This is a genomic window from Rhodococcus zopfii NBRC 100606 = JCM 9919, from assembly GCF_001895025.1.
GTDB classification, from domain to species: domain Bacteria; phylum Actinomycetota; class Actinomycetes; order Mycobacteriales; family Mycobacteriaceae; genus Rhodococcus; species Rhodococcus zopfii.
Genome location: NZ_BCXI01000071.1, coordinates 1 through 12,408, shown reverse-complemented (window position 1 = coordinate 12,408; position 12,408 = coordinate 1). Strand labels below are relative to the sequence as shown.

Annotated in this window: 9 protein-coding genes and 1 pseudogene; 7 read left to right on the top strand and 3 right to left on the bottom strand. The window is 63.5% G+C overall.

Translation table 11 applies throughout. The features are described 5' to 3' along the window. Positions 1-130 precede the first annotated feature (130 nt). Both RZ1_RS28310 and RZ1_RS28305 read left to right on the top strand, forming a co-directional pair. Positions 131-616 carry a limonene-1,2-epoxide hydrolase family protein gene (locus tag RZ1_RS28310; protein ID WP_238072118.1) on the top strand — a complete coding sequence of 162 codons (486 nt, stop codon included), beginning with the start codon at positions 131-133 and terminating at the stop codon, positions 614-616. Positions 617-740: 124 nt separating this feature from the next. After that, positions 741-1,328, top strand: coding sequence for a TetR/AcrR family transcriptional regulator (locus RZ1_RS28305; protein WP_072816164.1), 588 nt, complete (start codon positions 741-743; stop codon positions 1,326-1,328). Between the two features lie 62 nt (positions 1,329-1,390). Here the strand turns inward: RZ1_RS28305 and RZ1_RS28300 are convergent, their stop codons facing one another. Beyond that, positions 1,391-2,608 (bottom strand): acyl-CoA dehydrogenase family protein, encoded by a 1,218-nt coding sequence (locus tag RZ1_RS28300; protein WP_072816161.1) that lies wholly within the window; start codon positions 2,606-2,608, stop codon positions 1,391-1,393. 230 nt (positions 2,609-2,838) lie between these two features. Between RZ1_RS28300 and RZ1_RS28295 the strand changes: the two genes are divergently transcribed. Next, complete coding sequence (locus RZ1_RS28295) at positions 2,839-4,599, top strand: sigma-54-dependent Fis family transcriptional regulator (protein WP_238072117.1); 1,761 nt, start codon at positions 2,839-2,841, stop codon at positions 4,597-4,599. A gap of 653 nt (positions 4,600-5,252) precedes the next feature. Here RZ1_RS28295 and RZ1_RS31555 read toward each other — a convergent pair. Next, positions 5,253-5,342 (bottom strand): annotated as a pseudogene (locus RZ1_RS31555) (VOC family protein); the annotation flags it as partial. Between the two features lie 629 nt (positions 5,343-5,971). Here RZ1_RS31555 and RZ1_RS28285 point away from each other — a divergent pair. The 4 genes from RZ1_RS28285 (at position 5,972) to RZ1_RS28265 (ending at position 12,011) form a co-directional block, all read left to right on the top strand. Continuing rightward, on the top strand, positions 5,972-10,147 hold the full coding sequence (locus RZ1_RS28285) for an LAGLIDADG family homing endonuclease (protein WP_169918162.1): 4,176 nt from the start codon (positions 5,972-5,974) through the stop codon (positions 10,145-10,147). Between the two features lie 567 nt (positions 10,148-10,714). Further along, positions 10,715-10,963, top strand: coding sequence for a hypothetical protein (locus RZ1_RS28275; RefSeq protein ID WP_072816155.1), 249 nt, complete (start codon positions 10,715-10,717; stop codon positions 10,961-10,963). Then, positions 10,960-11,223 carry a hypothetical protein gene (locus RZ1_RS28270; RefSeq protein ID WP_072816153.1) on the top strand — a complete coding sequence of 88 codons (264 nt, stop codon included), beginning with the start codon at positions 10,960-10,962 and terminating at the stop codon, positions 11,221-11,223. Before RZ1_RS28275 ends, RZ1_RS28270 begins: the two co-directional genes overlap by 4 nt. Continuing rightward, positions 11,217-12,011 (top strand): metal-dependent hydrolase, encoded by a 795-nt coding sequence (locus RZ1_RS28265; RefSeq protein ID WP_072816151.1) that lies wholly within the window; start codon positions 11,217-11,219, stop codon positions 12,009-12,011. The genes RZ1_RS28270 and RZ1_RS28265 overlap by 7 nt, the downstream gene beginning before the upstream one ends. Positions 12,012-12,107: 96 nt before the next feature. Here RZ1_RS28265 and RZ1_RS30760 read toward each other — a convergent pair whose 3' ends face one another. Further along, the gene (locus RZ1_RS30760) at positions 12,108-12,260 is read right to left on the bottom strand and encodes a hypothetical protein (protein WP_169918160.1); all 153 of its coding nucleotides are present in this window, start codon (positions 12,258-12,260) and stop codon (positions 12,108-12,110) included. Between the last annotated feature and the right edge of the window lie 148 nt (positions 12,261-12,408).

Below are 12,408 nucleotides of genomic sequence, written 5' to 3'. Positions count from 1 at the left end.
ACCGACGGCGACGCGGATCCATTCATCGCTCATCGCTCATCGCTCATCGCGATAGCGATGCGCCATGTGCTCAGAGAGAGTGTGTGTCGATCTGGGACAACTTCGTGTGACTGCCGACACATAAATTTACGTGGGTTCGGAGATTTCCACGGAACAGGAGAATGAAGTGACACAGTCGATCCAGCGCCCCCAGTGGGCCGATTCGTCTTCCGAAGCAGCGCGTGCCGTCGGCGCGGACGAAGAGTTGGTTCTCGAGTTCATGGCGGCCTTGAGCAGTAACGACGCAGATCGGCTGATCGAGTATTTCGCCGAAGACACGATGTACCAGAACATGCCGCTGCCGGCCGCGTACGGGCGTGACGAGGTCCGTACGACACTCGCCGGCCTGTTCACGGTGATGCGCATCGAGAAGATCGACACCTTCTACATCGCATCTCGCGATGGGGCCGTATTCACCGAGCGGGTCGACCTGCTCACAGCACTTCCTACGGGCAAGTCCTTCGAACTTCCCGTGACCGGCATCGTGCACATCAAGAACGGCAAGATCACCGGATGGCGTGACTACTTCGATCTGCGTAGCTTTGAGGAGGCGGTTGACTTCGCACTGCGCGGCTAGTGAGACACCGACGGTAAACCCTGTGAAGGGGTGCGCGTGTGGGCCCAGTCGATCATGCGACTGGGCCCACACCCGTTTACGTTGTCGAGACTCCAACGCAGTGCCAGGCAGCTACGGTGTCCTCATGACGGTCTACCACGCTCCCGATCGACGTGTTCGGCTCGACGCCGACGACCGCAGAGAGCGGATGATCGAGGCCGCGCAGCTCATCTTCGCCGACCGAGCATACGACTCGGTCTCGACCGAGGAATTGGCACGAGCAGCAGGCACTACCAGAACGAATCTCAACTACCACTTCGGCAACAAACGCAACCTCTATCTCGAGGTACTGCGACGCTTCGCCGCACTGCCGTCACATCTCCCCCGGGACGTTACCCAGAACGACGCGTCCGTCGCCGATGCCGCCCGGACACTGTTCACCCGATGGCTCGATCTCGTCGAGGACAACCAGGCAACCTTCACCGCCCTGATGCGAGCGCAACGGACGGCAGACGACGAGATCGTGGCTCTGCTCAGGGGTAGCCTGACCTCCTGGGAGGATCGCATCCTCGTCGTCACAAAGATGCCTCCGTCGGACGTGTCCCGCGCTCAAGTACGCGCGTTCCAGGGAATGATCTCCGCCGCGACGACAGAGTGGCTCGAACACGGCACGCTATCCAAAGACGAAGTGCTCGAGCTCCTCGTCCGTGGAGCAGCCGCCCTCACTGACTGATGTGTGGTGCGGGTGCCCGCTGGGCGACCGCCAGCGGCACCCGCACCACGACTGCGTTCGGGTCAGCCGAAGAAGCCCAGGGCCGCCCGTCCGATCATGTCGTAGGTCTGGCCTGAGTTGACCGGATGGTAGATCCCGGCGCGTGCATCGCGGAACACCCGCTCAAGCGGCAGGCCACGGCGGATCGCACTGCCACCGACCAGCCTCAGCGCAGTGTCGGTTGCCCGAATCGCCGCCTCCGTCGCAGCGACCTTGCCGATCGCCACTCGTGCGGGACGTTCGTGCGGGTTCCAGTCGGCGTCGGATCCGTCGAACAAAGCCTCTGCGGTGCCCCGAACCGTCCACTCGGCAGCTTGCAGGTCGGTCAGCGCCCGGCCCAGCTCGTACTGCACGTAGCCGACGTCTCGGACTGCCTTCTGCTCGCCCTCCTGCGTCCGGCCGAGGTTCTTCTTCGCCAGCGTTTCGGTCGCCAACCGCAGCGCACGGTGGCCCACACCGAGGTATACGCCCGCAAAGGGGAAGCAAGCCCATTCGATTTCCCCGAACAGGCCGTTGCGGTACGAGCCGCTGTAGGCGTCCGCAGGCACGGCGACGTTGTCGAAAATCAGTGTCTGCGTTCCACTGGCGCGCATGGACATGGTGTCCCACGTGCGGTCGATCTTCAGACCCGAAGTCGACGCCGGGATGACAAACACCGCCTCGCGGTCGGCGTGCTCGGCGAAGGTCTCCGGGAGAGATCCGTCCTCGTTCGTGATCACCGCAGTGAAGGCGATGATGTCTGCATTCTCGACGTACGTTGCCCAGTTCTTCTTGCCGTTGACGGTCCATCCACCATTGCCGTCGGGGACCGCCGTCGTGTCGGAGAGGCCAGTGATGCCAGCCCGTTCCTCACTGAGCGTGCCAGAGATCATGTCGCCGGACTCGACGATCCGCCGGAAGAGACGCTCGCGTGCCGGCTCGTCGAGCAGGTTGCGGAAGATCCCAACCATGACATGATGCATGTTGAACGACAACGTGATTCCCGGATCACCGTAGGATGCGAGTTCTTTCTCGACCAGTGCCGTGGTCCACACATCAGCACCGAATCCGCCGTACTTCTTCGGGATCGCCAGACGCGGAAGACCACTCTCCTTGTACAGGGGCACGAGCTCCGAGGGGAAGAGGTTCTCCTCATCCGCTTGCCTGCCCAGGCGGTCGAACTCCACTGCGAGCTTACGCGCGCGGGCAACCAGATCGGCGCGCTCCTCCGCGGTGACCTCGACTGCGTGCTTGTTAACCATCTCGACTTCTCCTCTTCTTGAAAACAGTTGCTGTGCCGCCCAATCGGGTGTGCCGGCACCTGCGAGGCGGCCGCCGGGGGCACCCCTTGTACAGCCGCTGGCAAGTCAGACGCTATGAGCGGTCCGTCAACAGAAGGTGTCCCAGAATCGGACGGTGATCGAGCACTGTTGACATCGCGTCAGGAGCGCTCCACAATGTCGATGTGACACAGGTCATACAGCATCGCCGCATGCGTTCCGCCAGCCAAGACGTCGACGAGCGGGTCCGGGAGCTGCTCCACGAACGCAGACTGGGGCCAGAGACGAATATATCGCCGTCTGTCGTCGAATCCTGGGCACGCAGTATCCGTTATGGACTCGACCCGAGCGCAGTCGAGCCTTGCAGCAGTATCGACTATGAGCTGGACCGTCGACTCATCGACGCGGCCGACACGGTGATGTCGTCACGAAGCAGCAACCTGGATATGACCGAAGGGTGCCTCTACCTGACGAACAGTGCCGGCATCATCTTGCGGCAGTGGTCGGGAGATTCTACCCTCAACAACGAATTGCGCCGACTCGACGTCGAACCGGGCTTCCTCGTCTCCGAAACCACCCTGGGGACAACCAGCGGTTGCACACTCATCACCGGTACGCCGTCATTCATACGCGGACCCGAGCACTTCGGAGACCAATTCGTCGACTACACATCCGCGGGCATGACCATCGCCCATCCGGTACTCCGTAGGATAGTCGGCAGCATCAACCTGATATGTCGATTCAGGGACACCTCCCCAGCGGCACTGAGCTGGGTCTGCGAAATTGTCCGGGCGATCGAGTCTGCGCTGCTCGATACTTCCACCCAGTCCGAACAACTACTGATGCAAGGATTTCTGCTCGAGAACCGAGACTCCCGCCACCCCGTAGTCGCGGTCAGTGAACGCACCGTGGTCACCAACACCGCCGCCGCACGAATGCTCGGCACCGTCGACCAGCTCCTCCTGTGGGAGTACGCCTCTCACATCGCGACGAACCCGGACCAGACGCCAGATCCATTCACACTGGGCGATGGTTCGACCGCGACGGTTCGGTGTAGATCAATCGTCAACAACAACGCGCTCGTGGGCATCGTCATGAACCTCGCTCGATCGAGTCCAGCACGCACCACCCGCAAAACATCGGCCTCATCCGTCTTGAAGGACCTCGTCGGATCAACCAAGGCGTGGAACTCGATGTGCGAGAGGATATCGAGAATTGGAGGAGCATCACTTCTCCTCGTGGGAGAGCCCGGAGTCGGTAAGTCCACCATCGCTCAGGCACTCGCGGAACCAAACTCCGTCACGTTCGACGGAGCCGACTTCCAGTCCGATCCTGCATGGATCAGACGAATCGAACAAGCACTTGATAACAGAAGCGGAACAGTGCTCGTCCTGAACATCGACCAGATCCCAGACCAGTCGGCGTCAGCGCTTGCTGCGGTGCTGGCGCGTCATCAACACATCAACCGGATCATCGGAACATCGACCGAGTCGCCTCCAGATCCGCACACGGACGAATCGCCGCTATCGCAGTTCGTCGCCACCATCCCCGTTCCCTCACTGAAGGACAGGATTGGCGATCTCCCCTCCCTTGTCACCCATTTCACGGAGTCAGCCCGACAAGAGCGTGACAACGATTCGCCCGTTCGGTGGATGTCCGACGCGCTTCAAGCGCTGTCACGTATAACCTGGACCGACAATCTGACCGGACTCGAACGCACCGTCCGGCAAGTTGTCATAAACACACGATTCGACTACATCGGCGCACGCGACCTCCCCAGCAATCTTGCGGCACAGACCTCTCGACGACGGCTGTCGAAGATCGAACGGATCGAAGCTAGGGCTATTGTCGACGCCCTCCACAATGCTGACGGAAACAAACTCCGTGCAGCCGAGTCTCTAGGCATCGCCCGGTCGACGCTGTATAGGAAGCTACGATCTTTGGGTATCGATCTCACGGAATCGACATTCTGATCGACCGCGCTACGCACCGGAACGAGATAGCTATATTCACGCGCACCCCATCGCGAAAATGTCAGACATCAGCGCCACCAGCCTGGCACCATTTTCAGTCTTGGTAACTTCACCTCGACTACCGGATCATCTCTCCCACATTGCGCATGGCGTTGCTGCAACTGTGGAACCTGTGATGGGCGGGCCCGACGCAGCCCTGACCTGGAGACGGTGAATATCGCGGCGTCGCCCCGCCGGGCGCGTGCGAGCTCTGGACGGAGCCAACAACTCACCCATGCGCCAGGCGTGCCAGCGCCCTTCTCCGCTCCAGTTGTGGCGACTGCAATATCCCTCATTCGCGGCGGCGAGAAAATCGCCGCATTGTCGGTGAGCCGGTTTCCGACGCCCGCGGGAGGGCACGCATCGTCACCGACCACCGATGTCGGCCGGCGCGAACGCATTCGTATTCGCATCTCTACTGGCTACACCAGCTCAAGCGCGTGCGCGTCCGTTCCAAAGTACGAGCCGATCTGCCCTCGTGATCACTCGAACTGTCATGCAGCATAATCTAATTGAGCGGTTCCGAGCGTCATCCAGACACGATCAGGTGGCTTTGTCGGGCTACCTCCGCGACCACACCGAAGGATCAACACATGCGGCCAACCCGCAGCGCTTCAGCCGATCTGCTCGAACAGCGACACCATGTTCCCTTCCGACCTACGCACGTCGGCCACCCGCACACTGTTCTCGTCCTCGCCGATCCCGCTCCTGGGCAAGACGAAGGGCCCCGGCGCCGACCGGCGCGAAACTTCTGGCCGAGTCCTGCCGTACGGTGCCGGGCATGCGAGCACGAACCGCTATGACCACGCGGGCCGGACGAGGAAGGCCCGGGTTCGGCACCCACCTGCTTCTCGCGGCGCTCTTCGGGCTGCTGCGCATCTGGAACCTCGACTCCTGCTCGGTTGGCCCCGGGATCGGGTTCGGTATGGTCGCCGTATCCTGGCTCGCCGTAGGCCTGATTCGCAGGTCGCGGCCATCTTCCGTCAGCAGCGACGCCTGAGCTGAGCGACGGCCTGTTGCCACGACATCCCGGCTTCCCGTGGGCAGCCGGGGTTGTCTCGTCGCCCGCCACCTCGCCGGGCGGTTGAACTGTCCTGGGACGGATAACGACCCTCGTACGGTGTGGCCGTCCTGTTCGTCGACTGGGAGGCCGGAGCCGATGCCCACCCGATCCACATTCGGTGCCCGCGCGGGTGCCGCCGCCAAGGCGAAGGCGAAGCAGAAGGGAACCGAGGTACTACGAGATTGGCTGGCCCTGACGTGGTTCACCGACTCGACTCCACTGCTCGGACTGCGCCGATCGGTGTGGAACTGGCTCCTGCTAGTTGCCACCGTGGCGATCAGCTACCTGGCCGGCGCCACGGTCCCGCTCCTCATCGCAGGCCTGCTGTTCGTCGGCGGTGCGGTGACCATCGGGCGGGCCATGCGAGTAATGCCCGCCCGCCGCCGATTCGTCGAAGGCCTCGTGGAGGACACCCGGCAGGTCGCAGGGCATCCCCGCTCCACCACCGCGGTACAGGTGCCGGCCTCATCGCGGATCAAGGTGTCACGGTGGGGTGCGAAGAACCGCCCGTTCGTCATGGACGTGACGATCGCGAAGACCGCGCCCGCGGCACCGCCCCTGGCCCGTGGCCTGCTGGAGAAGGCACTCGACCAGGTCCCCAACCCGCACACCGAAAGCGGCGGCGGTTGGATGTACTCCACCAACGCCAAGACCGGACAGCTCCACGCCGAGGCAGTGCCGGCAGGCGACGAGCGGCTCCACCAGCAGCGCGAGATCGCATATCTGCGCAGCAAGTTCACCGACTGGTTCAAGCTGACGTCGAAGCAGCTCACCGATGGGATGTACGACCTGCAGGTCACCGACTGGGCAACCCGGGAGCACCCCACCGAAGGACCCGTCCCGGTCCCGGCCGCCATCGCGTTCGCATTCGGGTCGCACAACGTCGCTGCCCAGGACACCCGCGACGGAATCGAACGGGCCTGCGACGCCGAGTACCTGCGTGGGGTCGAATGGATCTACGCCTGGTCCGACGGCACCCTCGAGATCATCGGTGTCGACCCGGACTCCGTCGACGCCAAGCGGAAGCGGTCCGCGCGGTGGGTTGCCGACCTCGTCGCAGGACAGGCCAAGGCAGCGCGTACGAAAGACTCAGTGACCTCGGCTGTCTCCGGTTGGCAGGAGGAAGTCCACGGCGATCCGTGGGTGCCGATCGCGTTCACCGCGGACTTCGGATCCGGCGCGTTCACCACCGGCCGCGACCAGAGGGCCGTGGAGAACGTGATCGACGACGCGATGAGCGCCTCCGCCGCCGGGCTGATCTGGGCCTACGAGTGGACCGTGGGCGCGACGACCACCGTTGAGGCGCGGGCCTTCCCGTCGAATCACATCGGTGCGCTGCGGAAACTCGAGCTCAAGCGGCTGCGCAGCGTCGTCGAGCAGAAGTTCGGTGGCCGCCGCAGCGATGTCGACGTCGAGGTGATCTCGTGGGAGCCCTGCGATGACGAAGCACCCGTTGGGTTGCCGGCGCAGGTCCGGGTGCGGTTCGGCGCACTGGACGTCTCGAAGTCCGAGACCAAGGATGCGTTCGAGCAGCACTACGACGGCCTGTACACCGCGTGCGACTGGCACTACGACTGGCGCTCGGCCGAGGGCCTGGTCAATCTTACGGCGGTGCCGCGGCTGGCCGACGCAATCGCCTTCCCTGAGAACGGAACCCCACTGTTCGAGGAGATGATCGAGAAGTTCCGCGAGGGCAAGATCTACATCGGTCCGCAGAAGGGCGGGGGCACGTTCTACTGGGATCTCAACAAGGTCGCGCATGGACTGATCGGCGGGAGGACGGGTTCGGGAAAGATGCTCGACTGTGAAACTCCAATCCTGACCGAGGGTGGATGGGCGCGGCTAGGGGAACTTGCTGTAGGCGACCAAGTCTTCGACGAGAACGGGCAACTGTGTTCCGTCACCGGGGTCTACGACCAGCCCCTGACCGACACATGTTTTGAGGTCGCCTTCTCCGACGGAAGCACCGTCATCGCGGGCGACGATCATCTGTGGTGGACAGAGGACCGCACTGCCCGACGATCTCGTTCGGATGCGCGACACGAGGACAACCGAAAGCGTCATCCGTGGTTGTCCCCTGCGCACGTGGCGCAATTGCGAGCGGCAGCGGCTGGCGCGCAACCGGATGATGTGATCAGCATCCCTGAAGTTGCCGAATTGGCTGGAGTACCGCCGACATCGCGAGCGCTCTACCGGCTGGCAAAGTCGATCGGACCGGCCCGCGAGCTACGTCGCATGTTGCGCGAATATCGGTATACCGAGCAAATGGTGTCTCAACGACAAAGGGTGCTGGTCTTCGACTCCGCGGCGTTGTGTGAGTGGGCTATCGCCAAGGTCAGGTCCCCAAGGTTCGGGAAGGGACCGTTGGCCAACCAAAAAGATGCCCTGTTGGCTCTGTGTGCGCACTACCGTACCCATGAGTCGGTGACCTCCGCAGATTTTGCCCTGGGCCTCGGTATCTCGAACAAGGTGATGCGTTCGTGGCTGGAACCGGCGAAAAGCGCAGTCCCGTATCGACTTGAGTCACGCGAAGTTGTGCTCAATGTTCCTGACAAAGTGCTCCAACGTATGGGCCCTCCGGTGGTGCTATATCCCATGCAGGCTCTCTTGAATCTGGTCGCCGACTACGGCGAGCTACCCAAGTGGGACCAGCGCTCTCTTCGAGCGCAAGGGCAGGTTCGCACGACCTGCGAGATTCGGCACACGCTGCGCACGAGAAGCGGTCATCTCAATCACTCGATCCCTGTGTGCAAACCGCTGCAGTTCGCTGAGGTCGATCTTCCTGCTGACCCGTACACGCTGGGAGCGTGGCTCGGAGATGGGTCGAGCCGGGGACCGGTCATCACGAGCATGGACCCGGAAATCGTGGACCGAATCGCCAGTGCCGGCTACACGGTCAAACCCTACAAGCTCAGCAAGACCCGCCTGGATGAAGGATACGGTGCACAAAACTATGGCATTGGCGGACTGAACGCGGGCCTGAAGACGCTGGGTCTACTGAAGTCATCGCCTGGTGCGAGCCGCAAGCACATTCCGAGCCAGTATCTATCTGCATCTGAGGAACAACGCCGGGCGTTGCTGGCCGGGCTACTCGACACCGACGGAACGGTTTCACACTGCGGTGCCGTCGAATTCGACAACACGAATGAAAGACTGGCCAAGGATGTCTTGGAATTGGCGCGCGGTCTAGGTTACCGAGCAGTTCTACGCTCCAAGCCCGCAACGCTGTATGGCACCGCGTATGGCACCTGCTACACCGTGTCTTTTTCCACTCCGGACAAGGTGTTTGGACTCCTCCGCAAGCAACGAGCGCACCATGAGCGGTCGTGCAGCACGAACACGAGCCGTCAGGACTGCCGGTATATCGTCGGCATCCGGAAGGTCGACCCACGACCAATGCGCTGCATCTCCGTGGACTCCCCTACCCGACAGTTCCTGGCGGGGGAAGCCCTTATCCCTACGCACAATTCGGTGAGCCTCGACATCATCCTGTTTTTGACGTTGTGGTGCAGCGACGTCGCCGAAATCATCGTGTGCGACCCGAAGCGAACCGACTTCACGTGGACTCCCGAGTTCCCCTCTGTCATCCGCTTCGCCGCCGGAGCGCTCGAGATCGTCGATGCCGTGGGATATGTACGCCAGGAGATGGACCGCCGCCAGACGATCCTGAACAAGCGGGGCGTACGAAACCTGCGCTACCTGCGGAAGCTGTATGCCGAGCATCCCGAGTTCGAAGTTGAGGACGGCCCGGCCCCGAAGCGGCTGATTCTGTTCTTCGACGAGCTCGCGAACTTCTGGATGAAGTCCGACAACGAGGACATCGAGGCGCAGAAGGTGACCGCCCGGACGCAGATGGAGGAACTCGGACAGCTCGCCCGCGCTCTGGAGATCAACATGATCCTGGCGGCGCAGAAGCCCGACAAGGACCGCATGTCCACCCAGCTCAAGGAGATGTGCGAATTCCGGCTCTGCGTCGGCCCGGTCAACGAGTACACCTCGAAGCAAATCCTCGACACGAATCACGGCACCCGCTTCCCGGAGGAGGGAACACCGAAGGGTCGGGCCTGGGCCACCACCAGCGAACTCGGCTTCCGCGTGGTGCAGGTGCCGTACCTGCCGAACTCGACCGAGGACGCGCCCTGGCCCGCATCGGTGGCGCCGCGGCCGCCGCATCCGATCGCCGGGTCGATGGACCGCCTGCGTGCACTGCTCGCGGCCCAGGGCTACCAGCAGGTGATGGTCCCGAACTCCGATGGTGGGCGGGAGCCGCGCTGGGTGCTGACCGACGAGCCCGTCGCTCCGGCGAAGGTGCAGGCCGTACCGGTGGTGGTGGACAAGCCCGCGCAGGAGCCTGTGGTTGCCCCTGTGCCGGCATCGGTGGGCGCCGCGGCGGGGACCGGTCAGGACGAGTGGGACGGCGACGAGTGGGACGGCGACGAGTGGTGAACCAGGAGTTCCCCGGCGGGCGGCGACCTCGAATATCGCCACTGCTGTACCGAACGTGGCAAGTCGTCACCGATCACAGGTCGAGCCGCATGCTTCACCAGATCGATGTGGCGAAGGCCTCTCGTACGTTGACGTGACTTCGATCGAAAGGACTCCGATGTCTGCTGCACAGAAAACAGGAGACTCGCCAGGTGTTTTCGTCCACGCCCGTGAGCGTTGGCGGACGCTCCCGCACTGCACCAGAGTGCGGTCGGGGATCGCGGTGGGCGTTCCGCTCGCCCTTGCGATGTGGATGATGCTCGCACCACGTGAACGAGGAACTGTCCACGCTGCGTGGCAGACCGCGGACAGTCTGGGTCGAGCAGCCATCGTCGTGTTCTGCATCGCCGCAACCGCGATGCTCAGCTGGCTACTGTGCGTGATCGTGACGGGCCGGTCACGCCACTCCCCGAGCTGCACCTGTCAGGACCTGGACAGCGAATCGTCCGGTAGCAGCGACGCGACACAGGGGCACCGCTGATGGCGCCGCCGAGGAAAGGACCACGCGAGGGAATCGTTTCGCGGGTCGTGTTTTTCGTCGTCGTCATCGGGATCGTGTTCGGGATCTTCCAGACCGTGACCGGCGGAACCAAGGTCGGCGACGATGGATGGTTCCGCATCGGGAACCAGAAGATCACCGAGCTGTTCGATCGGGGCAGTGACACCGCCAAGGAACAGCTCGAGGAGATCACCGACGGCGCCGGGACGCAGCTCGGCGAAACGATCCGCGAACAGCTGTCGACCACCGCACCGGCATCGGAAGGGAACGACGAGTGAGCATCCTGAAGTACGTGCTGTGGGTGGCGGTCGGACTCGGCGTGTTCCGCGGCTGGGTGAACTGGTCGGAGTCCGAGGGCGTGGACTCGACGACCATCGTCCGGCTCTTCGAGACGATCGTGAACACGATCGCCGACCTGACCTACCAGTGGCTGCCGGCGCTGTTCGACCTGATCGGCGGGAAGCCTGTGACTGCACCGGACAGCGGTCCTGCGGTCGAGAGCCTCGCCCCGTCGATGGTGGGGGTGTCGTCATGGTGATGGGACCGACACACGCGATGTCCGGCGCCGCAGTCGGACTCGCGGCCGCCGCGGTCCTCCCGACCGGCTGGGGTGGCCCATCCTCGCTCGCCGAGACCTTCGCCTGGGCGGGCGTCTGTGCGGGATCGGCGCTGCTGCCCGATCTCGATCACCCGCAGTCGACGGTCGCCCGGTCGTTCGGCGTCGTGTCTCAGATCGCGTCCGAGGGCATCAACGCGGTATCTGTGGCCTTCCACGGGTTGACCGGCACCCGCCGCGACGGCACCAGATCGGACGGACACCGCACCCTCACCCACACGCTGCTGTTCGCAGTCGTCCTGGGCGTGGTGGTGTCGGTGCTGGTCGCGACGTTCAGGAAGCCGGCGATCATCGGCACGCTGTTCCTCACCCTCGGGCTGGCGATCCGGGGTCTGGCCGGGGACTGGTCGAAGAAGCAGGGCTGGCTCGCCGTCACGCTCGCGGCCGCGCTGCTGTCGGTGATCGCGTGGCAGGCCTTCCACACTGAGACCGGGTCGGTGTCCCTCGGTGTCGCTGTCGCGCTCGGCTGCATCACACACTGCATCGGCGACGGCATCACCCGTGAGGGCATTCCGTTCCTCGCGCCGCTGGTGACGGTGAACGGGAAGCGGTGGTGGGAGTTCACGCTGCCGTCGCTGCTGCGGATCCGCGCTGACGGGCCGTTCGAGAAGGTCGTGCTGCTGCCAGCTCTGACAGTGGCAACGGTCGTGCTGGCGGTGCTCGCGGTACCGGGGTTCGAGACGGTCGCTGACGCCGCAGCCGCCCGCTGACTCCGAGCAGGTGTCGGGAGCACTGACGATGGGCACAGACGAGTAGGAGAATGGCGTCACCCCGGGATTTCCTTGGGGTGACGCCCTTCTCGTGTATCAGGCGGCGAGTTCGCGTCGTACTGCTCGACGTTCCCGGCGGTTGGCGCGTTCCTTGATCCGCTTCACTTCTCCGGGCTTCCAGTTGGTGGCCCGGCGGCTCACGCGGGTGAAGGCGTCTCGTTCGTCTCCGCCGACGGTCTTGCGCTTCATGGCTGCTCCTGCCGTTCGCTGTGCTGTTGTGATGACACAACTTTCGCAACCGGGCGCAGTTGGTGTTGCAGACCGATAGGCCGCGCTCCCCCGCCGCTCTCAGCCGCCGGTCTCATCCCCCGCGTCGGCGTCGGCGTCGGGATTAGGG